A 21,150-nucleotide genomic window follows, 5' to 3' on the forward strand; every position below is an offset into this window, starting at 1 on the left:
AACGCCTTCGCGCCGATGATAGTGGACGGACGTCTGTGAAAGTAGGTCATCGTCAGGCTTTTATTCCGCAAAACCCCACAGGTGATCCTGTGGGGTTTTGTCTTTGGGCGAACGGAACGCGATGCGCGCAACCCGGATAAAGAACCCCCCTCGCGGCTGACGCCGCGAGGGGGTTTTTATTTGGCTGAGGTGAAAACAAGGCGGAGCGAGAGCAAAGCCGTCACAGCAAGGTCGTCACAGAACAGCCGTCATCACAGCAAAGCCATTACCGCGATGTCGTCAGGGCAGTTGACGGCGCAGGGCGGCGAAGAACAGTTCGGATTGCAGGCGTTCGCTTTGAATCTGCGCGGCGACCTTGCTGGCGATAGCGGTATCAACGGGCTTCAGTGGCCGTCCCGTGGATTGCGCCAGGACCTGCGCGGTACAGGCGCGCTCGAGGAAAAAGAGGTCGTCGTAGGCGTAATCGAGGCGTTCTCCGCAGACGACGACACCGTGGTTGCCCAGGAAAACAATATCGGCGCCTTGCATGGCACGGGCAATGCGTTCCCCTTCGCTGATGTCCAGCGCCAGGCCGTTATAGTTTTCGTCGACGGCCAAGCGTCCGTGGAAGCGCATGGCGTTCTGCGACAACGTGGTGTCCAGCCCGCGATCGGATGTCAGCGTCAATGCCGTGGCATAGGGCATGTGCGTGTGCAGGACACAGGCCTTGCCCGCAATACGGTGAATGGCGGCATGGATGAACATGGCGGTGGGCTCCACTTCATGGCGACCGGCCAGTTTATTGCCATGAGCATCGATCAGCACGATGTCGTCCGCCTGCACTTCATTCCACATCAAGCCGCGCGGGTTGAGCAAGAAGTGGTCCGGATCGCCGGGCAGTGCCACGCTGAAATGGTTGCACACGCCTTCGCCCAAGCCATGCGCGGCGGCTGCCCGCAAAGCAAGTGCCAGATCCGCGCGAAGCGCGGTAACGGGTTCGGCATGAAATAAAGCATCGGCGAAGCGGGGGTCTTGATTCATGACTGCCTTCAAGGATTAGGAGAGGAATGCGGGCGCCTGCCTCGATCAGAGCCAGCCGGCGTCGCGGAACAAACCGGGCACACGGTCCAAAGTGGGTACGGTAGCGTCCGGGCGATAGTCCGGCAAGCGTTTGCGGCCCGTGCCGCGGTCGATCCATACGCAACGAAAGCCGATGTCCCGGGCCGCGGCATGGTCCAAATGGGGGCTGGCGCAGATATGCACAACCTGGTCGGGTGTGACAGCCAGGCTATTGTGGGCGTGAGCGAAGATCTTGCGCGAAGGCTTGTAGGCGCCTGCCTGCTCGGCAGTGATGACACGGTCGATATGGCCCCCCAACTGGGCGACATTGCCGGCGATGATCTGATCGTCCGTATTGGAGATGATGCATAGGCGAAAGCCGGCCTGCTTCAAGGTGGCCAGCGTTTCCACGACTTCGGGGAACGGAGGCATGGCGGAGATGCCGTCGATCAGCATTTCGGCGTCTTCTGGACGATATGCGAGGCCCAGGTCCTGCATCGTCAGACGCAGCGATTCCCGCGTGATGTCGGCAAAGGCACGGTGCGGCGGCGTGCGTTCCAGCCGGTGTTCGTGTTCATCGTAGGCATGCAGGAACTGTGCTGGCGTGGGTGCGTCTTGCGCATCGGTGCTGGCCGACAGGATCCGCGAGACGGCGGCTTGCAAACCTTCGTCCCATTGGATCAGGGTGCCGTAGCAGTCGAAGGTCAGCCATTGGGGACGAGGGAGGTGATCCAGCGGCATGTCGGTTTCCTCATTTGTGAAGTGCCAGGGATGGGATCAGCTTACGGTCCGTCTTTGAAAGTTGTAAAATTAATAATTAAACTCACTTCAGTTGATAAATAGATATCAACCCATCTGGCGATTGTCGATAGGCGGAAATCAAACCCTTTATGTTGGATCTTGAACTCCTGAGAACACTCGTGTGTGTCGTGGATGAAGGCAGCTTCACGCGCGCGGCTAGCCGCGTGCATCGCACGCAGTCCACCGTGAGCCAGCAGGTGCGCAAGCTGGAGCAGACCGTCGGCAAGACGCTTTTGCTGCGTGATCGCGCGGGCGGCGATGTCTTGGCGACGGAGGACGGTGAGTTGATGCTGGCCTACGCGCGTCGTCTTCTGGCCATGGCTGACGAAGCCGAGCATGTCGTGGCGGCACCGCGCGCGGCGCGGGTGTTGCGGTTGGGCATCCCGGAAGACTTCGACGTGTCTCGACTGACGGTGTTGCTGGCAGGCTTTGTCGCTCGGCATCCCGACGCCCGGCTGGAGACGATCAGCGGCATGAGCACGGATCTGCGCGACCGACTTGCCTCAGGCGATCTGGACCTGGCGCTGGTCAAGCGAGAGCCAGGTGACGGCGCCTGTCTTGCGGCGTGGCCGGAGCAACTGGTATGGGTGGGCGACAAGCGTCATCTGGCGGGAACCGCTGCCGTTCCGCTGGTGCTGTTTCCACAGGGCTGCATCTATCGCAAGCGGATGATCTATGCGCTGGAAAGCGCGGGCCGGGCCTGGCATGTTGCGTATCACAGCCATAGCCTGGCAGGCGTTCAAGCTGCCGTGGCGGCGGGGCTGGGCGTGAGCTTGCTGCCCGGGTTCGCCAAGTTGCAGACGCATGCGCTGTTGGGTGCGCAAGACGGGCTGGCGGCGGTGCCGCCGACCGAGCTGGCGATCGTGGGTAACCCGCGCGCGGCAAGCGGCGTGGACCACCAGTTGGTGGCGGCGTTAACGCAGGCCGTCGAGACGGATTTCCAGCGTTTGGACGGCGTATAGCGCAGAGTGTGGCTGACGTATAAGGAGTCGCAGGGTCAGCTTCGCGCCGTCTCGATCAGGAGCCATGGACCCGCTGCATCAGCCGTCAATGCAGGTCCCCGTCCACGTAGTACCAGCGGCCGTCTTCCCTGACGAAGCGGCTGACTTCATGCAGGCGGTGCGCGCGGCCGGCTTGGCGGCTGCGGGCAACGAATTCCACGGTGGCGTGGTCGGCGTCCTGATCACGGGCTTGCTTGATGGCCAGCCCGAGCCACTTGAGATCAGGCGGATTTGGCTCCAGGGACACGGGGCGGGTGCTGGGATGCCAGCTGGCGAGCAGGTAGGGCAGCTTGTCCAGCACGAAAGCGCTGTAGCGCGAGCGCATCAGCGCTTCGGCCGTGGGAGCCTGCATGGCCAGGGGGCCTTCATGCCAGCGCCCGCAGCAGTGTGCGTAGGCCGCGCCGCCACAAGGACAGGATGCGGTCAGGGACGGTGATTTCTTCGTCACGATGTGCAGCGGGCGCCTAGGCGCGCAAGTCGTCGTAGTCGGGGTGTCGGCGCATGTAGACCTCGGCGTAGGAGCACAAGGGGCGAACTTTCCAGCCGTTGACGCGTGCCGTTTCCAGCGCGAACTTGGTGAGTTCCGCCGCGATGCCGCGGCCGCCCACCTGGCTGGGCACGCCGGTATGCACGATGGCCATGACATCGCCTTGCAGTTGATAGTCCAGTACGCAAAGGACGCCGTCTACGGTGGCGGTGAAGCGGGACTGCCCGGGGTCTTGGGTGACAACGGTCATTCGGATATTCCTTGGTCGAGTCGAGGTAGGAAGCCAGGCGTTTAGGTTACCAGCACCACGCAGCCGGCGCAGGGCACGGCGGCTTCCCATGGCGCATCGCCCTCTTCAGGGAGAAGGGGGCTGACCGCCCAAGGTCTTGAGCAGCGCCGTGAGTTGGGCGTCGCGTTTTTCCACGAGCTCGGCGATGCCGCGTTGACCGGCTTCGGCGTTGACACCTTCAATGAGGCGCCGTTGCAGTTCGGGAGTGACCTGGGGTGCGCCAAGGTCGTCCCACCAGGTCTGCACGGGGCCCAGCAGGTGGTCCATGAAGTTGGCCAGGCCACCGGCGCCGCCGCCCAGGTTGAACGTCATATGCGGGCCGAACAGCGCCCAGCGCAGGCCTGGGCCTTGGGATACGGCGGCATCGATATCGGCCACGCTGGCGACATTCTCAGCGGCCAGGTGGATGGCTTCGCGCCACAACGCGGCTTGCAGGCGGTTGGCGATGTGACCGGGCACTTCCTTGTTCAGGCGGATGGGGTATTTACCCATCGCCCGGTAGAAGGCGATGCTGCGGTCGATGGTGTCGGCGGACGTCTGGTCTCCACCCACCACTTCGACCAACGGGATCAGGTGCGGCGGGTTGAACGGATGGCCGATGACGAAACGCGAGGCATGGCGGCAACGCGATTGCAGGCGGCTCATGATCAGGCCCGACGAACTGGAAGCGACGATCACGTGCGGCGGCAGGATGGCGTCGATGCGCGCGAAGAGATCGGTCTTGAAGTCTTCTCGTTCGGGCGCGTTTTCCTGCACGAAATCCACGCCGGCCAGGGCAGTGGACAGATCGGGGTCGAAGCGCAATGCATCGGATGAGGCGCCTTGGACCACCCGGCCCAATTCAGCCAGCACGGGCCATGCCGCGTCCACGCGCGCGCGGGTCTGCGATTCGGCATCGGGGGACGGGTCGCAGACGACGACGTCCAACCCCTGCGCCAGAAACAGGGCGGCCCAACTGGCGCCGATGGTGCCGGCGCCGACAATGGCGACGCTGCGGATGGTCGGATTGGACGTGGCGGTGCTGGGCATGCGGCTCTCCGGTTTTGGGGGATCACCGCATTGTGAAGCAAACACCGGACCGTTGCCACGGCACGGATCTGACGGCAAGATGGCGGACGTTGAGGTACATGCGGAGCGCGATGTGGATAGCCTGTCTTCCGGCCAATCGGCCGTGCCGTATTTTTGCCAATGGGAGTCGGCCCACCTGGCCGGATCGTTCATCCGGAAAGAACTGGCCCTGGCCGACGATCCGGCGTGGCGGACCTCTGGGGCGCGGGACGTCGAGGAATACGTCCGATGGACCAATCATGTCTGTGGCATGGCCTGCCTGAAAATGGTGCTGGCGGCGCGCAGCGGGCAGATCCATCCCACGTTGGAGCTGGCCCGGCGCAGCGTGCCGTTCGGCGCCTATACGGACCGCGACGGCGAGATCAAGGGGCTGATCTATGCGCCGTTCGTGCGCTTCGTCGCCGACGAGTTCGGCCTGGATGCCCGGGTGCACGTCGGGCTGGGTACCTGCGAACTCCCGGCGGTGCTGGAAGACGCCGACTACTTCATGGCATCGGTGCATCCGGACATCCGCCAGACCGATCTATTCCCGCCGACCAAAGGCGGCCATCTGGTGCTGGTGACACGGGCGAGCGCCACGTCAGTGACATTTCATAATCCGTCGGGCGAAGTCGGAAGCCAGACGGATGTGGAGCTGCCGCTTGCCGTATTCGACGCGTTTTTCGCCGGCCGCGGCATCGCCATCCTGCCGGGCGGAAAAACGTGAGGCGTCAGGCATTGCGGCCATGCCGCAGATGCCGCCAGACCAGCACGACCGCAGCCGTGTAACTTGCAGCGATGACGACGTAGGCCGCGGGCAGGCTGGCGCGCCAGTCGGGCAGCAGGTGCAGGATCGTACCCATCAATGCCACCCCCACCAGCGCGCCGGATTGGCGGTTGGCGTTCAGCGCGGCGGCCGCGCTGTTGGCATGCTGCTTGCCGGAGACTTGCATGACGACGCTGGTCATGGCGGGCACGGCGATGCCGACGCCCAGGTTGCCAAGCGCGACCATGGCGGCGAATGGCCAGTAGGCCATGTCCGGCGAAAACGCGTAGATGCCGGCCGCGCTCATGAGGGCGGCAAGCGACACGCCGCCCAGCAGAGAGGCCGAGACGTTCCAGCGTGCCGAGACGCGTCCCGAAATCATGTTGCCGATGGAGAACACGGCCAGCATGGGCACCAATTGGATGCCCGTCTGCAAGGCATCGGTGCCGCGCGCATGCTGCAGGAACAGGCTGAGCAGGAACAATTGCCCATAGGACGCCAGGTTGATCAGGAAACCCACGCCGTTGGACGCGGCGAATTGCGTCGTCTTGAACAGGGCGCGCGGCAGGATCGGTTCGGCGTGGCGGCGTTCGCGGCGCACCAGCAGGACGACGGCAATGGCGCATAGCGCGGCGACGCCCGCGATCCGGCTTGATGTCCAGCCATAGGCGTTGCCCTGGATCAGCACGAAGCACAGGGACGACAACGCGATCACACCCAGCAGGTGGCTCAGCGGATTGAGCGCGCGGGGGCGCCGCGGAGCCGCCTGGATGCGTCGGCGGGCCAACCACAGGCCTGCCACGCCCAGCGGCAGATTGATCAGGAAGATGCTGCGCCAGCCGAATTGGTGAATCAGCACGCCGCCCAGCAACGGGCCCGATGCGCCCGCCACCGCGACAATGGCCGACCAGGCGGCCAACATGCGGTTTCGAACGTGCTCGTCCTCATAGGCGTGCGTCAGCAAGCTCAGGGAACTGGGCATGAACAGGGCGGCGCCTACGCCTTGCAGCATGCGGGCGGCGATCAGCGAATTGCCGTCCGGCGCCAGGCCGCAAAGCAGCGACGCCAGCGTGAAGACGCCCAGGCCACACAGGTAGATGGTCTTTGCGCCGTAGCGGTCGGCCAGGGCGCCAGCCACCAGAAGCAGGGCGGCGAAGGTGAGCGTGTAGCCGTCCACGATCCAGACCAGATCGGTGAGCGGGACGGTGAACTGCAGGGCGATGCTGGGCAGCGCCACGTTGACCACGGTGACGTCCAGCATGGCCATGACGAAGCCGATGGCCAGCGTGACGAGGGGCAGCCAGCCGTTGGCGGGCTGGAGGTCCACGGCGGGGACGGGAGCAGGGGGGTGAGGGCAGGCGGTAGTCATGAGGGCGATGGGCGTTGCGGCATTTCGAGGGGGCAAGCTTAGAAGTTTTTCTTGATGCAAAAAATCCTTATAACTGCTTTATAGTCATGCAAAATTGCATCAGATAGCGCCGCGCGACGCGGTAAATAAAGGGTGTCATGGACTGGGACAACGCCAGGATTTTCCTGGCCATCTATCGCATTGGCACGTTGCGAGGCGCGGCGGCGTTGCTGCAGATCGACCAGGCGACCGCGGGCAGGCGGCTGGCGGCGTTGGAGTCTTCGCTGGACGCACGGCTGTTCCTGCGCACGCCGGGCGGCTATGTGCCTACCGCGGCGGGCGAGCTGGCGTTTGCCGCCGCCGAACGCATGGAGCAGGCCGCCGATCAGCTACAGCGGCAAATGCAGGGGCTGGATCACCGCTTGTCCGGGGTGGTGCGGGTGGCCGCTTCGGAAACGGTGGCGAGCTACTTCATCATGGAGGCGATCCGCCGGGTGCACGCGCAGCATCCGGACATCCGGGTAGTGCTTTCCGCGTCGATCCAGATCAGTAACCTGACGCGCCGCGAGGCGGACCTGGCGATCCGCAACGTAAAGCCGGACAGCCCGGACTTGATCCAACGCCATCTGGCGCGCAAGGAAGTCGGGCTGTACGCGTCGCGCAGCTATCTGGCCCAGCATGGCGAACCACGGCCGGGCACGGCATTCGCCGGCCATGCGCTGGTGACCTATCAGCAGTCGGTGCTGCCGGGCTGGTCGGACACCTTCTGTGGCGAACCCACGGGCAATGGCCATGTGGCGATCGAACTGAATTCCGGGCTGATGATCATCGAGGCAGTGGCGGCCGGCCTGGGGATAGGCGAGGTGCCCACGCACATGGCTGCGGACTATCCGGACCTTGTCCGTATCTGGCCAGCCCGCAGCGAACCCTACGACTTGTGGTTGGTGATGCACGGCGACCTGAACCGCACGGCCCGTGTGCGGGCGGTGGCGGACGCGATCGTGGATGTCTTCGAAACCGGCGGCTAGCGAACGCGTGCGGGACCAAGGGCGAGACCAAGAGCGGGGCCGGGAGACGCTTGGGCGGGCCGCGCAACTGCGGTAAACCGTGGCTTGTGGGCGGGCGCTGCAGGCGCTAAGGTGGGTACCAAAATTATCCCTCAGGAGTGACGCGTGTCCGAAATCTGGCGTTTATCCGCAGTTGAACTTGCCACCCGTATTCGCAATCGCGACCTGTCCGCCGTGGACGCGGCGCGTAGCGCGCTGGATCGGCTGAATGCCGTGAACCCTGCGGTCAATGCGGTGGTCGACCACCGTCCCGAAGACGTGCTGGACCAGGCGGCGGCGGTGGACGCCGCCTTGGCGCGCGGGGAAGACCCCGGCATGTTGGCCGGCGTGCCCGTTACCGTGAAGGTCAATGTGGATCAGGCGGGCTATGCCACTACCAACGGCGTCAAGCTGCAGAAGGACCTGATTGCGTCGGTTAATAGCCCTGTCGTCGACAACTTGCGGCGGGCCGGCGCAGTCATCCTGGGCCGCACCAACACGCCCGCGTTTTCGTTGCGTTGGTTCACGAACAACCTGGTGCATGGCGATACGCGCAATCCGCGCAATACGGCGCTGACGCCGGGCGGCTCGTCGGGCGGGGCTGCCTCGGCGGTCGCGGCCGGCATCGGGCATCTGGCGCACGGCACGGACATCGCCGGGTCCATCCGCTATCCCGCCTATGCGTGCGGTGTGCATGGGCTGCGCCCGTCGCTGGGCCGCGTGGCTGCCTACAACGCCGCCTTGCCGGAGCGTTCGATTGGCGGACAATTAACGGCCGTGTCGGGGCCGTTGGGGCGCACGATTGCCGATGTGCGTTTGGGGTTGGCAGCGCTGGCCGCGGCCGACCCGCGTGACCCCTGGTGGGTGCCCGCGCCGCTGGTGGGGCCGGAAGTGCCGCGGCGCGCCGCGCTGTGCGTGAACCCCGAGGGCATGGAAACCGAACCGGCGGTCGTGAAAGCCTTGCAGGAAGCCGCCCGCAGGCTGACCGAGGCCGGCTGGACGGTAGACACGCTGGATTCGCTTCCGCCGCTGCAAGAGGCCGCTGATCTTCAGATTCGCATGTGGATGGCGGACGGCTATGACGGCATGTTGGCCGCCGCCGAAAAGGAAGGCGACCCCGGGGCGCTGGTCGCGTTGCGTGGCCAACGCGATAAGGCCGCGGGCGCGGACTTGAACAACTTTTCTGCCGTGCTGACGCGTCGCGCGACGCTCACGCGCTTGTGGGAATTGTTCTTCGCGGACTATCCCATCCTGCTTTTGCCGGTGTCGGCCGAACTGCCGTTTCCGGACAATCTCGACTTGCAGGGCGATGCGGCCTATGCCCGCGTGTGGCGGGCGCAGATGACCCAGATCGGCGTGCCCTTCATGGGTTTGCCCGCGCTGTCGGTTGCGATGGGGCGCGCCATGAGCAGCGTGGGGCAGAGTCCTGTCGGCGTGCAAATCGTGGCGGGGCGTTACCGGGAAGACCTGTGCCTGGCGGCAGGCGAAGTGATTGAAGCCGCCGGCGAACCCGTCAGCATCGCGGAGCCCGAGCCGCGTTAGTTCAACGGGGCGTAGTAGCAGGCAGGGGCGTGGCCCCTTGCCATTCGCTGCGCAGCAACCCCATCATGCCGGTGTCCCAACGCTCGTCCCCCGCCCGGGTGGACGAGCGCCTGATGCCTTCCATGGTGAAACCCAGCGCCTGGTAAGTACGGATGGCGGGGGTATTGAACATGTAGACGTTCAGCTCCAGGCGCTCGATGCCGGGTGTCTGGAAGGCCTCTTCGATCATCAGCGTGACCATCGGCCGCGCAAGGCCCTGCCCGCGTTCGGCAGGGGCGATGGCGACGCGGCCCAAGCGGGCATTGCCGTCGCGCCAGTCGTACGCCAACTGCGCATGGCCCACGGGCGTGCCATCACGGCAGACCATCCAGCAGCGGCGGTTGGGCGGGCGTGTTTGCCCTTGCGCCAGCATGTCGTCCATCTCCGCTTGCTCCAGCGGGAACGACAGGTGCGAGCCGCCCCACTGCACGACCTCCGGCAGGCTTGCGAACCAACTGGCCAGCAAGGGAAAGTCCGAATTCGCGAAGGGGCGCAGGGTCAGCATAGGGCGGGCTCTGGTGCGGCTGTGTAGTGCGGGGTGTGCGGCGGCTTACTTGCTGAACTTCAGGCGCAGCACGCCAAGATCGCCATACGTGATTTCGATGTCTTGATTGACGGGCACGTCCAGGAAGCCGGCATAAGACCCCGTAATGACATGCTGGCCCGCATGCAGGCCCAGGCCCTGCTCGCGCAGGAAGTTGGCCAGCCAATACAGCCCCGCTTTGGGGTGGCCGTTCGGGTGGAAACCGGCGTGCTGTTCGATTTCCTGGCCGTCGACTGCCAGGGTCAGACTCATGCTGGCGGGAGCCGCTTCAGGCGAGGCGATGCGTGGACCCAGCACGATGCCCTGGTTGAACATATGGTCCGCCAGCAGTTCCGGCAGGCTGACATGTTCGGGGGAAGCATAACGGCAGCCCAGGACTTCCAGCGCGAGCCGCGCGCCGCCGATCGCCGCGTCGACGTCGGCTTCGGAGTAAGGGGTGTCGCGCGCCGGCAGGTCATGGGCCAGTTCGAACGCGATTTCGGGTTCGATGCGGACGATGGCCGTGCGGCTGGCGATAGGGCCGGCTTCGGCGTAGGCCGTGTTTGACGCGTAGATCGGCGCCACCACGGTTTTTTCCGGTGACGGCAGTGCGCTTTTCCAGGCCGCGATGCCGTCTTGCCGGATTTCTTGCAGCAACTGCGCGGTGCGCTGCTGCACGGCGAACGCCTGGCCGAGCGACTGCGGACGGCAGGCGGCGGGCAGCCGAGGGCCGGCGACGCCGGCATCGCGCGCGGCGATCAAGGTGCGGGCCGCTTCCAGGCTGCCGGGATAGTCTTCGATTCTGATCTGCATGGGGTCAGGTTCCCAGATAGAGCATGATCCACAGCACGATCATGGCGATAAGACCCAACCAGCAAGAACCCCAGAACCCCACGATGGGCCACTTCAAGGCCAGGGGCGTCTTTTTGGGATCGACATGGCCAAGCAGGTCGTTGGCGTTGCCGATCAGCCAGACGCGGGTGCCGGGGAACATCAGACGGAAAAAGTAATCCAGCATGATGGCTGCCTGGATGGACAGCGGGTACTGCTTGAACGGGCGGTGCTGCAGGTATGGGTGTTTCAGCGTGGCGTTGATCTGCTTGCTTTTGAAGAAGAACAATACGATGCCGCTGATTGAGCAGGTGATGAAGCAGAGCACGAATAGGCTGAAGGCCATGGCCATGACGGGTGAATGCATGGGGGGTCTCGAGAGTGCGCGGCGTGCCGCGTCGGGATGATAAGAAGCCTGGAAAATCCTGGCCATATTGTAGAAGGCTTGGCGCAGCCCCGTGTTCAGGGCTGCGTCAGCGATGCGCAGGTGCCGAGGTTCCCCCGGCGTGCGCGGCGGCCGGAGATCAGCCGCGCGTCTGGCCTTCGCCGCTTAGTACCCATTTCAGCGTGGTCAAACCTTCAAGGCCGACCGGGCCACGGGCATGCAGGCGGTTCGTGGAAATTCCGATCTCTGCGCCCAGGCCGTACTCGAAGCCATCGGCGAAGCAGGTCGGCAGATTGACATAGACCGAGCTGGAATCGACCTCGCGCTGGAAGCGTTGCGCGGCCGACAGGTCTTCCGTGACGATGGCGTCGGTGTGGCCGGAGCCCCAGCGCGCGATGTGCTCGATGGCGTCGTCCAGCGTGTCGACGATGCGCACGGCCAGGATCGGGCCCAGGTATTCCGTGCCCCAATCTTCGTCCGTGGCCGGGGTGATGTGCGGCAGCAGGGCCAGCGTTCGCGGGCAACCGCGCAGTTCCACGCCGTGCTCGATGAAGGCGGCGGCCAGCGCGGGCAGGATGGAAACGGACGCCACGGCGTCGACCAGCAGCGTTTCCATGGCGCCGCAGATGCCGTAACGGTAGGTCTTGGCGTTGAACGCGATGCTGTGCGCCTTGTCGGGATCGGCTGCCGCGTCGATATAGATATGGCAATTGCCATCCAGATGCTTGATGAGCGGCACGCGCGCTTCTTGCGACAGGCGGGCGATGAGGCCCTTGCCACCGCGCGGCACGATGACGTCGATATGTTCGGTCATGGTGATGAGCTTGCCCACGGCGGCGCGGTCGGCCGTGGCCACGACCTGCACGGCGTCCGGCGGCAGGCCCGCGGCGGCCAGCCCCGTTTGCACGACCCGGCCCAACGCGATATTCGAGTGGAGCGCTTCGCTGCCGCCGCGCAGGATGGCGGCGTTGCCGGACTTCAGGCACAGCGCGGCGGCGTCGATCGTGACGTTGGGGCGCGATTCATAGATGATGCCGATCACGCCCAGCGGAACACGCATCTGGGCCACGCGCATGCCGTTGGGGCGCACGGTGGTGGCGGTGATGCTGCCGATGGGATCGGGCAGGGCGGCGATCTGGCGCAGGCCCTCTGCCATGTGGGCAAGGGTCTTGTCGGATAGCGTCAGGCGGTCCAGCAAGGCGGGGTCCAGGCCGTTGGCGCGGGCGGCGGCAACATCTTTTTCATTGGCGGCCTTCAGCTCGTCGTGGCTGGCGGCCAGCGCGTCGGCCATCGCCAGCAGCGCCTTGTTCTTGGCGGCGCTATTGGCCCGCATCATGGCGCGCGAAGCGCGGCGGGCATTCTCGCCCAGGGTCAGCATGGCGTGTTCGATGGAGGACGAAGACATGGCGGCGTCGATCATGGAGTGGGGGCGGCGCAGGCGCCGTCTAAAGATTCAGTGTATATCCGGCTGGAAGGCCGGGCGTAGGGGGCGGTAGCGAGGCGAAGGCGGCGGCAATGCCGCCTTCACGGTCGTCCGCCGGCGGCGGCCACGCGCAGCGCCAGCCGGGTCATTTCTTCCCAGGGGTCGGACAGGCGACCGGGCACGGAAAGGCCCTTGATCAGACGGTCGACGTCGTGGGCATGCTGTACCGCAGCCGGCCAGACGCCGGGCTGCACCCGGCCAAGGGCTTGCAGCGCCAGCCGTTCGTGCGCGCCAAAGATGCGCAGCCGGCGCATCAGGCCGCCGGCGTCCTGCCCCAGCGCGCGCGCTTCCGCGACGCGGGCCAGCAGACGGATCTCTTCGCCGACTGCCCACAGCACCAGCGGCAGCGCTTCGCCTTCGGCGCGCAAGCCGTCGATCATGCGGATGGTGCGGGAGATGTCGCCGGCCAGCATGGCGTCGCGCAGACCGAAGACGTCGTAGCGGGCGACGTTCAGCACGGCGCGTTCAACGTCTTCCGAGGCCAGTTGGCCTTCGGGATAGAGCAGTCCGAGTTTCTGGATTTCCTGGTGCGCGGCCAGCAGGTTGCCTTCGACCTTGTCCGCCATCCATTGCAGCGTCGCGCTGTCGGCGCGCTGGTTCTGGCGGGCCAACCGCATTCCGACCCAGGCCGGCAGCCGGCCGCGTTCGATATTGGCAATGTCGACCATCACGCCGCCGCGGGCAAGCGCCTGGACCCAGCGGCTTTCGCGGGTGGCCTTGTCCAGGCGGGGCAGGGCGATCAGGACCAGGGTGTCCGCATCGGGCTGTTTTTCGGCCTGCTCGGCCAGCTTGGCCAAGGTGTCGGCACCGGACTTTCCGGGCTTGCCAGTGGGGATCTTGATTTCAAGGATGCGGCGGTCGCCGAACAGCGAGACGCTTTGAGTGGCGGCGGTGACCGCGCTCCAATCGCTGCGCGCGTCCATCACCATGGACAGGCGTTCGGTGTAGCCGGCGTTGCGCGCCGAGGCGCGCAACGCGTCAACCGCTTCGGTCACCAGCAGGGGCTCATCGCCCGATACCGTGTACATCGCGGCGAGCCGGTTGCCCGGCCGCTGCAGATGTTCGGCCAGCCGGTCCGCGTCCATAGACTGTGCCATGGGCTAGCGGAGGTTGGCCGGGTCAGTGGTGGACGGCGTCTGCCACGGCGTGGGCGTGCGCGGCGGTTGCGGCGCGGTCGGGTCGTACAGCGGGATTTCGCCGTTTTCGCCGCGCTCCTCGGCGTTCTCGAAGGCGCGACGCACGTCAGGCGCGGTCATGCGGCGCAGCACGCGGGTGACGAGATCGCGCTGCATGGCCTTGTACAACGAGTCAATCTGGCCTTGCTTGGCTTGCACGACCTGATCGTCATAGGGCATTTCGCGGTAGAGCGACAGCGTGGTGTCCGGGATCAGCGCGCGCCCCTTGTTGTCGATCAGGCGGAACGTGTAGTTGATGGCAAGCTCGTATTCCTCGACACGGCCTTGGGCGTTCAGCGAAACCTCGCGCAGCGTGCGCGAGTCCGAGACCTGCTGGAGGATCGCCTCTGCGTCCTTGGGGCTGTCCACGAGTTTCGTGTCGGGCGAGGCCGCGCGCAGCGACCGGCGCACGTCGGCGCCGAACTGGGTGCTGTCGGGGATACCGACATACAAGGTCTTGAACGGCATCGGGGTGACTCCCCGCAATGCGAAACCGCAAGCGGAGAGCAGCATGAACAGCGCCAGGCAGGCGCCGCGCAGCAGCCTGGATTGGCGGGAGGAGTGCGTTTGTTGCCCGGCGAAGTACATGCTTGACCTCATCAGCCTACGACGTTGACCAGTTTGCCCGGAACCACGATAACGCGCTTGGGCGGGCGGCCTTCAAGGAAGCGGGTGACTTCTTCCTGGCTGGCGGCAAGCTTCTCGATGTCTTCGCGGGCAGCGGCGGCGGCTACGCGGATCGAGCCGCGCAACTTGCCGTTGACCTGGAGCATCAGCTCGATTTCGTCCGCGATCAACGCTGCTTCGTCCACATGCGGCCACGGCGCGTCCAGCAGGTCGCCCAGTTCCTTGGCGTACCCGAGGTCTTGCCACAGGTGCCACGTGATGTGCGGGACGATCGGGTACAGCACGCGCAGCAGCACGCCGAGGGTTTCGGCGTAGGCGGCGTCGGACGCGGCGTCTTCGGACAGCTTGGCGTCGTCGATGGCGTTCAGCATTTTCATGCAGGCGGACACGACGGTGTTGTACTGGATGCGCTGGTAGTCGTAGTCGGCCTGCTTGAGCAGCGTATAGACCTCGCGGCGCAGATCCTTGACGGCGGCCTGGGCTTGCGACCAGTCGGCGCCATTGGCCAGGCCGCGCGCCACGGCGTCGCGGCGGGCGTAGCTGATCGACCAGAGGCGGCGCAGGAAGCGGTTCGAGCCTTCGACACCGGAGTCGGACCATTCAAGGGTCTGCTCGGGCGGGCTGGCGAACATGACGAACAGGCGGGCGGTGTCGGCGCCCAGCGTGTCGATCAGCGATTGCGGATCGACGCCGTTGTTCTTCGACTTGGACATTGTGCCCACGCCGCCGTAGGTGATGGTCGAGCCGTCCGACTTCAGTTTGGCGCCGGTGATGGCGCCGCGGTCGTCATAGACGTTTTCGACATCTTCGGGCCAGAAATACTCGATGCCCCCCTGGGGCGTCTTGCGCGAATAGATGTGGTTCAGCACCATGCCCTGGCACAGCAGCTTGGTGAAGGGCTCGTCGAAGTTGAGCAAGCCCATGTCGCGCATGACCTTGGTCCAGAAACGGGCGTACAGCAAGTGCAGCACGGCGTGCTCGATGCCGCCGATGTACTGGTCCATCGGCATCCAGTAGTCATTGCGCGCGTCGACCATGGAGGTGTCGTTGCCAGGCGAGGTATAGCGCATGAAGTACCAGGACGAGTCCACGAACGTGTCCATCGTGTCCGTTTCGCGGCGTGCGGGCTTGCCGCAGCTTGGGCAGGCGCAGGACAGGAAGGCTTCGTTCTTGGCCAGCGGATTGCCGCTGCCGTCGGGGATCAGGTCGTCGGGCAGGACAACGGGCAGGTCTTTTTCGGGGACCGGGACGGGGCCGCAATCCGCGCAGTGGATGATGGGGATCGGGGTGCCCCAGTAGCGCTGGCGCGAGATGCCCCAGTCGCGCAAGCGCCACGTGGTCTGCTTTTCACCCAAGCCCAGCGCGCCCAGGTCGGCGGCGATGGCGTCCACGGCTTCCTTGTGCGACAGGCCGTCGTACTTGCCGGAATGGATGGTGCGGCCGGATTGCTTGTCGCCGTACCATTCCTGCCAGGCGTCGGTGGAATAGTCCTTGCCGGCGACGTCCACGACCTGGACGATGGGCAGATCGTATTTCTTGGCGAAGGCGAAATCGCGCTCGTCGTGTGCGGGCACGCCCATGACGGCGCCGTCGCCGTAGGTCATCAACACGTAGTTGCCCACCCAGACTTCGACGTCGGCGCCCGTGACCGGGTGCGTGACAAACAGGCCCGTGGGCATGCCTTCTTTTTCACGCGTGGCCATTTCGGCCTCGGTCGTGCCGCCCAGCTTGCACTGTTCGATGAACGACGACAGCTGCGGATTGGTGCGCGCGGCATGCGTGGCCAGGGGGTGCTCCGGCGCCACGGCGCAGAACGTCACGCCCATGATGGTGTCGGCACGGGTGGTGAAGACGTACAGCTTGCCGTCCTGGATCAGTTGGCCGTCCTGGCCGGCGATCTGGTGCGGGAAGGCGAAACGCAGGCCCTCGGACTTGCCGATCCAGTTCTCCTGCATCAGGCGAACACGCTCGGGCCAGCCCGGCAGGTCGTTCTGGACGGCGCCCAGCAGCTCGTCGGCGTAGTCGGTGATGCGCAGGTAGTAGCCGGGGATCTCACGCTTTTCAACCAGCGCGCCAGAGCGCCAGCCGCGGCCATCGATGACTTGTTCGTTGGCCAGCACGGTCTGGTCTACCGGATCCCAGTTCACGACCTGGGTCTTGCGGTAGGCCACGCCCTTTTCCAGCATTTTCAGGAACAGCCACTGGTTCCATTTGTAGTACTGCGGATCGCAGGCGCACATTTCGCGCGTCCAGTCGATCGCCAGACCCATCGCCTTCATCTGCTTCTTCATATAAGCGATGTTGTCGTAGGTCCATTTGGCCGGGGGAACCTTGGACTTGATGGCGGCGTTTTCCGCCGGCATGCCGAAGGCGTCCCAACCCATGGGCATCAGGACGTTATAGCCACGCATGCGCAACTGGCGCGCCATCATGTCGTTGATGGTGTAGTTGCGCACGTGGCCCATATGCAGCTTGCCGCTGGGGTAGGGCAGCATCGAGCAGGCGTAGAACTTCGGCTTTTCGGAGCCGTCGGCGTTCTTCGCGTGTTCGTGGACCAGATAGGCGTCGCGGGCCTGCCAGTCTTGATGGGCGGCCGCTTCGACGGTAGTGGGGAGGTAACGTTCCTGCATGGGCTCGGGCACGGTGGCAAAAAAGGGTGAGCCGCCCTGCCGCGCGGACGCGGTGGCGGTCAAAACCCCTGATTATAGGAGGTGCTAGGCGCGGGCAGGGGACGGAGCCGTTTCCGGGATGCGCGCACTGGGCGACAAGGCGCCATATGCCAACGTAACAACGCCCAGGACGGCGCCCGCGGTGACCACGCCGGGCCAGCCAAAATGGGCGTAAAGCCAGGACGATACCAGTGAACCGGTCGCCCCGCCGATGAAGTAGCAGGTCATGTAGCCCGCGGTCAGCCGGCTGCGGGCCTCCGGGCGCAGGCGGTAGAGGGCGCTGCTATTGGTGACATGGACGCCCTGGATTGCCAGATCCTGGACCAGGATGCCCGCAAGCAGCGCGATCACCGAGGCCTGGCCGAAGGCCATCAGCCCCCAGGAACCCAGCAGCAACAGCAGGCCGACGCGGGTGGCCAGGTTGCCCAGGCCGCGGTCGGCCAGGCGGCCGAACCGGTTGGCGGCGTAGGCGCCCGCGGCGCCCGCCAGGCCGAACAATCCGATCGTGGTGTTGCTGTATCCATAGGGCGGACTCGCCAGCAGGAAGGTCAGCGGCGTCCAGAGCATGCTGAAGGCGGCGAACAGCAGGAAGCCCAGCAGCGACCTGGCGCGGAACAGCGGTTCTTCGACGAACATGCGCAGGATCGAACCCAGCAACCGCGGGTAGCTCATTGACGTCGGACTCTGATAGCGCGGAAGCAGGCGCCACAGGGCGACGGACATTCCGGCCATCAGGATCGCGGCGACCCAGTACACCGTGCGCCAGCTGCCCACGTCGGCCAGCGCGCCTGCCACGGTGCGGGCCAGCAGAATGCCCAGCAACAGGCCGCTCATCACGGTGCCTACCGCCTTGCCCCGTTCGTGCGGCGCCGCGAGCGTGGCTGCGAACGGCACCAGGATCTGGGCGACGACGGACAGCATGCCGGTCAAGGCGGTGCCGACCAGCAGGACGGCGATGCTGGTCGCGAAGGACGAAATCAGCAAGCCGCCCGCCGACAGCAGCGTCATCAGCACGATCAGGCTGCGGCGCTCGAACATGTCGCCCAGCGGCACCAGCAGCATCAGCCCCAGCGCATAGCTGAGCTGCGCGGTGGTGACGATGGCGCCGGCCGTCGCGTTGGACAGGGAAAACTGCTGGCCGATCGTATGCAGCAGCGGTTGGGCGTAGTAGTTGCTGGCGACGGCAAGGCCGGTGGCGACCGACATCAGCAGGATGATCGGCGCGGTCAGCGCTGGCGTCGCGGGGGGAGTCGTCTTGGCGGGTGAAGCGGGAGTCATGGAGGGCAGGCGGGAGATGGTGCGGGGGCGTGTGGCCGACGGCCGGAGGCAAAAGCAGGAGGCAAAAGCAGGAGGCAAAAGCAGGAGGCAAAAGCAGGAAAAATGCGGGCCAGGCGTCAGGCGTCAGGCGTCGATGCCGCCGGGCGTCTCCTGGTCGTGTTTGATCAACAGCTTTTTCAACAATCCGGCCATTTGCTTGCGTTCGGACGGTGATAGCGGGTCCAGCAATTCGTTCAGCTCCTTCAGATAGTCCTTCAAGACCAGTTTGATCACGCGCAGCCCTTCCGCGGTCAGCGACACGATGACGCCGCGGCGGTCGTCGGGGTTGGGATTGCGCACCAGCAGGCCGGCCTGTTCAAGGCGGTCGAGGCGGTTGGTCATGGCGCCGGACGTCAGCAGCAGGGCATCGACCAGTTTCTGCGGATTCATGGCATGCGGGGCGCCGGTGCGGTATAGCGTGGCCAGCACGTCGAATTCGCCCTGATGCAGGTTGTAGCGGCGGAAGCTGCGGTTCACATCGCGGACAGCAAACGCGTTCAAGCGGAATACGCGGGCGATGACCGCCATGGCGCCGAAGTCCTGGGTGGGACATTCCGCGCTCCATTGCGAGATCACCTGATCGACAAGGTCATTCATGGGTAAGCCAGATTACTTTTATATGAAGTTTCTTAACGTTAAGATAAATTCTAACAGCAGGCCCGAATCCCGCGCAAATTGCGCCGCAAAAAAGAAGGGCCCGCCTCTTTCGAGGCGGGCCCTTCCGGCTTGACCGGATACTCGCGCGAATTACTGCGCGGCGTCCTTCAGCTTCTTGAGCGGGCGAACCTTCACCTTGACCGAAGCCGGCTTGGCGGGGAACCAGCGCTCGACGCCAGTGAACGGATCCTTGCCGAAGCGCTTGGCCTTGGCCGGAACCTTTTGCACGGCAACCTTGAACAGGCCGGGCAGCGTGAATTCGCCAACGCCCTTCTTGTCCACGGAACCCAGCACCGAGGTTTCCAGGCTGGCCAGGACGGCCTTGACGGCCTTGGCTTCAACGCCGGATTGCTCAACGATGTAGGCAACCAGTTGGGTCTTGTTCAGGGCAGCCTTGATGGCCTTGGGTGCAGCAGCGACCTTCTTGGCGGCGACGGCCTTCTTTGCTGCGGGCTTCACAGCGGGTTTGGCGGCGGTTGCCTTCTTTGCGGGCGCCTTGACGGCGGGCTTGGTGACTTTCTTGGCAGGAGCTTTTGCTTTCGTGGCCATGGTCAAAATCCGTAGTTGAGGACATGGAGCAGCGCGCGCCGGGTATCGGCTTTTAACGCTACGCGCCCGATGATAGCGGAAGACTTGCAGTTCTTGCGGCTTTCTCGCGGGTTTTAAGCCTCTGTTTGTTGTTTTCGACGCAGAAAGTGCTTGCTGCAAGGTCTTCTGCAATAGGTCGTGACATTCCAAGCCTATTTTTGCGGGACATCGCGTCACTGAACCAATGGCGCCGAGCGTGTTCCAATTGCGTGCGGCGCGCGGGGATATTGTTGAATGCTGGGCCTGTTGCTCAGGCCGATTGGCGTTCGTTTCCGCGCGGGAACAACCCAAGCATGGATTGAAGCTCTTATATGTTGTTGATGAAAAAGTTTGCGGCAGGCCTGCTCGTTGCGACGGCGTGTGTGTCGGGCGCGATGGCTCAGCCGATGCCCCAGCCGGTGCTGTCGGCCAAAGCCTGGCTGCTGCTGGATGAGACCAGCGGCCAGGTGATCGCGTCGCACGCGGCCACCACGCGGATCGAACCCGCGTCGCTGACCAAGATCATGACGGCCTACGTCGTGTTTGAGGCGTTGAACAAGAAGGAAGTCACGCCCGGCCAGTTGGTCGTGATTTCGACGCGCGCATGGAAAGTGCCGGCAGGCAGCTCAAAGATGTTCCTGGAGCCGGGCTCCAAGGTGTCGGTGGACGAACTGCTGCGCGGCCTGATGATTCAGTCCGGCAATGATGCGGCCATTGCATTGGCCGAAGCGGTGTCCGGCAGCGTCGAGGCTTTTGTCGCGCGGATGAACGACACGGCCGCGCGGCTGGGCCTGCATGCGACGCATTTCGCCAGCCCCCATGGCCTGCCGGACCCGGGCACGTATTCCACGGCCAGCGACTTGTCCATCCTGGCCACGCGCTTCATCCGCGATTACCCTCAGTTGTACAAGACCTACGATTCCGCCAAGCAGTTCACGTTCAACAACATCACCCAGCCCAACCGGAACCGGCTGCTGTGGCTGGACCCCAGCGTGGACGGGCTGAAGACGGGCCATACCGACTCCGCGGGCTATTGCATCGTGGCGACGGCGCGTCGGCCCAATGGCGCGGACCAGCGCCGGCTGATCACCGTGGTGGTGGGCACGGCCTCCGATAAATTGCGGACCCAGGAAAGCCGGGAGTTGCTGGAATGGGGGTTTCAGGGCTTCAATACCATCAAGCTTTACGCGCGCGGCCAAGCCGTGGCCACGCCTGAAGTCTGGAAGGGCGAAAGCGACAGCCTGAAGGCCGGTTTTTCACGGGACGCCTATGTGACCGTGCCCGCGGGCGCCAAAGTGGAGCCCGTGTGGACGCCGCACGAGCCCTTGATGGCGCCGATCGCGGCCCAGGACACGGTGGGTGCGTTGCGGGTGCTGGTGGACGGCAAGCCGTCGATGCAGTTTCCGGTGGTGGCGCTGGAGCCGGTGGCCGAAGCGGGTTTCGCCGGCCGTGCCTGGGATTCCGTGCGGTTGTGGTGGCGCGGCCAATCAAGTTGACCTTGGCAGGCCCTCG

21 protein-coding genes are annotated in these 21,150 nt (G+C 64.9%); 5 read left to right on the top strand and 16 right to left on the bottom strand.

Annotated elements, in window-relative coordinates:
- Positions 1 to 279 precede the first annotated feature (279 nt).
- Together CQ050_RS15895 and CQ050_RS15900 are read right to left on the bottom strand one after the other, a co-directional pair.
- Positions 280 to 1,020, bottom strand: a complete 741-nt coding sequence (locus CQ050_RS15895) for an aldolase (RefSeq protein WP_105557804.1) — start codon at positions 1,018 to 1,020, stop codon at positions 280 to 282.
- 45 nt (positions 1,021 to 1,065) lie between these two features.
- Entirely contained in the window at positions 1,066 to 1,779 is a 714-nt protein-coding gene (locus tag CQ050_RS15900; RefSeq protein WP_105557805.1) for a haloacid dehalogenase type II, read from the bottom strand.
- 149 nt (positions 1,780 to 1,928) lie between these two features.
- Between CQ050_RS15900 and CQ050_RS15905 the strand changes: the two genes are divergently transcribed.
- The gene (locus tag CQ050_RS15905; RefSeq protein ID WP_105557806.1) at positions 1,929 to 2,801 is read left to right on the top strand and encodes a LysR substrate-binding domain-containing protein; all 873 of its coding nucleotides are present in this window, start codon (positions 1,929 to 1,931) and stop codon (positions 2,799 to 2,801) included.
- An 85-nt stretch (positions 2,802 to 2,886) separates the two neighbouring features.
- On the opposite strand, the gene CQ050_RS15910 is transcribed toward CQ050_RS15905, so the two are convergent.
- From CQ050_RS15910 to CQ050_RS15920, 3 genes are all read right to left on the bottom strand, one after another.
- Positions 2,887 to 3,288: a YchJ family protein gene (locus tag CQ050_RS15910; protein WP_105557807.1), complete on the bottom strand. Its 402-nt coding sequence runs from the start codon at positions 3,286 to 3,288 to the stop codon at positions 2,887 to 2,889.
- Between the two features lie 16 nt (positions 3,289 to 3,304).
- Positions 3,305 to 3,577, bottom strand: coding sequence for a GNAT family N-acetyltransferase (locus CQ050_RS15915; protein ID WP_105557808.1), 273 nt, complete (start codon positions 3,575 to 3,577; stop codon positions 3,305 to 3,307).
- Positions 3,578 to 3,682: 105 nt separating this feature from the next.
- Entirely contained in the window at positions 3,683 to 4,645 is a 963-nt protein-coding gene (locus CQ050_RS15920; protein WP_105557809.1) for a 3-hydroxyacyl-CoA dehydrogenase NAD-binding domain-containing protein, read from the bottom strand.
- Positions 4,646 to 4,757: 112 nt separating this feature from the next.
- Here CQ050_RS15920 and CQ050_RS15925 point away from each other — a divergent pair, with 112 nt between their 5' ends.
- Positions 4,758 to 5,390, top strand: a complete 633-nt coding sequence (locus tag CQ050_RS15925; protein ID WP_199196833.1) for a hypothetical protein — start codon at positions 4,758 to 4,760, stop codon at positions 5,388 to 5,390.
- A 4-nt stretch (positions 5,391 to 5,394) separates the two neighbouring features.
- On the opposite strand, the gene CQ050_RS15930 is transcribed toward CQ050_RS15925, so the two are convergent.
- A complete protein-coding gene (locus CQ050_RS15930; RefSeq protein ID WP_105557811.1) occupies positions 5,395 to 6,798 on the bottom strand; it encodes an MFS transporter in 1,404 nt (467 codons plus the stop codon).
- 137 nt (positions 6,799 to 6,935) lie between these two features.
- Here CQ050_RS15930 and CQ050_RS15935 point away from each other — a divergent pair, with 137 nt between their 5' ends.
- Together CQ050_RS15935 and CQ050_RS15940 are read left to right on the top strand one after the other, a co-directional pair.
- Positions 6,936 to 7,805, top strand: coding sequence for a LysR family transcriptional regulator (locus CQ050_RS15935; RefSeq protein ID WP_105557812.1), 870 nt, complete (start codon positions 6,936 to 6,938; stop codon positions 7,803 to 7,805).
- A gap of 144 nt (positions 7,806 to 7,949) precedes the next feature.
- Positions 7,950 to 9,365: an amidase family protein gene (locus tag CQ050_RS15940; protein ID WP_105557813.1), complete on the top strand. Its 1,416-nt coding sequence runs from the start codon at positions 7,950 to 7,952 to the stop codon at positions 9,363 to 9,365.
- Between the two features lies 1 nt (position 9,366).
- Here the strand turns inward: CQ050_RS15940 and CQ050_RS15945 are convergent, their stop codons facing one another.
- The 10 genes from CQ050_RS15945 to CQ050_RS15990 all read right to left on the bottom strand — a co-directional run bounded on the left by CQ050_RS15945 (position 9,367) and on the right by CQ050_RS15990 (position 19,620).
- Entirely contained in the window at positions 9,367 to 9,909 is a 543-nt protein-coding gene (locus CQ050_RS15945) for a GNAT family N-acetyltransferase (protein WP_105557814.1), read from the bottom strand.
- A gap of 45 nt (positions 9,910 to 9,954) precedes the next feature.
- Complete coding sequence (locus tag CQ050_RS15950) at positions 9,955 to 10,740, bottom strand: 2-keto-4-pentenoate hydratase (protein WP_105557815.1); 786 nt, start codon at positions 10,738 to 10,740, stop codon at positions 9,955 to 9,957.
- A 4-nt stretch (positions 10,741 to 10,744) separates the two neighbouring features.
- A complete protein-coding gene (locus tag CQ050_RS15955) occupies positions 10,745 to 11,125 on the bottom strand; it encodes a hypothetical protein (RefSeq protein ID WP_199196834.1) in 381 nt (126 codons plus the stop codon).
- Between the two features lie 157 nt (positions 11,126 to 11,282).
- On the bottom strand, positions 11,283 to 12,563 hold the full coding sequence (locus CQ050_RS15960; RefSeq protein ID WP_105557816.1) for a glutamate-5-semialdehyde dehydrogenase: 1,281 nt from the start codon (positions 12,561 to 12,563) through the stop codon (positions 11,283 to 11,285).
- A gap of 104 nt (positions 12,564 to 12,667) precedes the next feature.
- Positions 12,668 to 13,723 carry a DNA polymerase III subunit delta gene (gene holA, locus CQ050_RS15965; RefSeq protein ID WP_105557817.1) on the bottom strand — a complete coding sequence of 352 codons (1,056 nt, stop codon included), beginning with the start codon at positions 13,721 to 13,723 and terminating at the stop codon, positions 12,668 to 12,670.
- 3 nt (positions 13,724 to 13,726) lie between these two features.
- Complete coding sequence (gene lptE, locus CQ050_RS15970; protein WP_105557818.1) at positions 13,727 to 14,389, bottom strand: LPS assembly lipoprotein LptE; 663 nt, start codon at positions 14,387 to 14,389, stop codon at positions 13,727 to 13,729.
- A gap of 11 nt (positions 14,390 to 14,400) precedes the next feature.
- Complete coding sequence (gene leuS, locus CQ050_RS15975) at positions 14,401 to 17,058, bottom strand: leucine--tRNA ligase (RefSeq protein WP_105557819.1); 2,658 nt, start codon at positions 17,056 to 17,058, stop codon at positions 14,401 to 14,403.
- An 84-nt stretch (positions 17,059 to 17,142) separates the two neighbouring features.
- Positions 17,143 to 18,375 (bottom strand): MFS transporter, encoded by a 1,233-nt coding sequence (locus tag CQ050_RS15980; protein WP_105557820.1) that lies wholly within the window; start codon positions 18,373 to 18,375, stop codon positions 17,143 to 17,145.
- 123 nt (positions 18,376 to 18,498) lie between these two features.
- The gene (locus CQ050_RS15985) at positions 18,499 to 19,011 is read right to left on the bottom strand and encodes a MarR family winged helix-turn-helix transcriptional regulator (RefSeq protein ID WP_105557821.1); all 513 of its coding nucleotides are present in this window, start codon (positions 19,009 to 19,011) and stop codon (positions 18,499 to 18,501) included.
- A 150-nt stretch (positions 19,012 to 19,161) separates the two neighbouring features.
- Positions 19,162 to 19,620, bottom strand: a complete 459-nt coding sequence (locus CQ050_RS15990; protein WP_105557822.1) for an HU family DNA-binding protein — start codon at positions 19,618 to 19,620, stop codon at positions 19,162 to 19,164.
- 359 nt (positions 19,621 to 19,979) lie between these two features.
- On the opposite strand from CQ050_RS15990, the gene CQ050_RS15995 reads away from it, so the two are divergent.
- Positions 19,980 to 21,134, top strand: a complete 1,155-nt coding sequence (locus CQ050_RS15995) for a D-alanyl-D-alanine carboxypeptidase family protein (protein WP_369868403.1) — start codon at positions 19,980 to 19,982, stop codon at positions 21,132 to 21,134.
- Positions 21,135 to 21,150: the final 16 nt, after the last annotated feature.

Source organism: Achromobacter sp. MYb9 (genome assembly GCF_002975275.1).
Taxonomy (GTDB): Bacteria; Pseudomonadota; Gammaproteobacteria; order Burkholderiales; family Burkholderiaceae_B; genus Achromobacter.

Coding starts and splice junctions, on each gene's coding strand:
- CQ050_RS15895 (WP_105557804.1), bottom strand. CDS start 1,020: ATGAATCAAGACCCCCGCTTCGCCGATGCTTTATTTCATGCCGAACCC.
- CQ050_RS15900 (WP_105557805.1), bottom strand. CDS start 1,779: ATGCCGCTGGATCACCTCCCTCGTCCCCAATGGCTGACCTTCGACTGC.
- CQ050_RS15905 (WP_105557806.1), top strand. CDS start 1,929: ATGTTGGATCTTGAACTCCTGAGAACACTCGTGTGTGTCGTGGATGAA.
- CQ050_RS15915 (WP_105557808.1), bottom strand. CDS start 3,577: ATGACCGTTGTCACCCAAGACCCCGGGCAGTCCCGCTTCACCGCCACC.
- CQ050_RS15920 (WP_105557809.1), bottom strand. CDS start 4,645: ATGCCCAGCACCGCCACGTCCAATCCGACCATCCGCAGCGTCGCCATT.
- CQ050_RS15930 (WP_105557811.1), bottom strand. CDS start 6,798: ATGACTACCGCCTGCCCTCACCCCCCTGCTCCCGTCCCCGCCGTGGAC.
- CQ050_RS15935 (WP_105557812.1), top strand. CDS start 6,936: ATGGACTGGGACAACGCCAGGATTTTCCTGGCCATCTATCGCATTGGC.
- CQ050_RS15945 (WP_105557814.1), bottom strand. CDS start 9,909: ATGCTGACCCTGCGCCCCTTCGCGAATTCGGACTTTCCCTTGCTGGCC.
- CQ050_RS15950 (WP_105557815.1), bottom strand. CDS start 10,740: ATGCAGATCAGAATCGAAGACTATCCCGGCAGCCTGGAAGCGGCCCGC.
- CQ050_RS15955 (WP_199196834.1), bottom strand. CDS start 11,125: ATGCATTCACCCGTCATGGCCATGGCCTTCAGCCTATTCGTGCTCTGC.
- CQ050_RS15960 (WP_105557816.1), bottom strand. CDS start 12,563: ATGATCGACGCCGCCATGTCTTCGTCCTCCATCGAACACGCCATGCTG.
- holA (WP_105557817.1), bottom strand. CDS start 13,723: ATGGCACAGTCTATGGACGCGGACCGGCTGGCCGAACATCTGCAGCGG.
- lptE (WP_105557818.1), bottom strand. CDS start 14,389: ATGTACTTCGCCGGGCAACAAACGCACTCCTCCCGCCAATCCAGGCTG.
- leuS (WP_105557819.1), bottom strand. CDS start 17,058: ATGCAGGAACGTTACCTCCCCACTACCGTCGAAGCGGCCGCCCATCAA.
- CQ050_RS15980 (WP_105557820.1), bottom strand. CDS start 18,375: ATGACTCCCGCTTCACCCGCCAAGACGACTCCCCCCGCGACGCCAGCG.
- CQ050_RS15985 (WP_105557821.1), bottom strand. CDS start 19,011: ATGAATGACCTTGTCGATCAGGTGATCTCGCAATGGAGCGCGGAATGT.
- CQ050_RS15990 (WP_105557822.1), bottom strand. CDS start 19,620: ATGGCCACGAAAGCAAAAGCTCCTGCCAAGAAAGTCACCAAGCCCGCC.
- CQ050_RS15995 (WP_369868403.1), top strand. CDS start 19,980: ATGAAAAAGTTTGCGGCAGGCCTGCTCGTTGCGACGGCGTGTGTGTCG.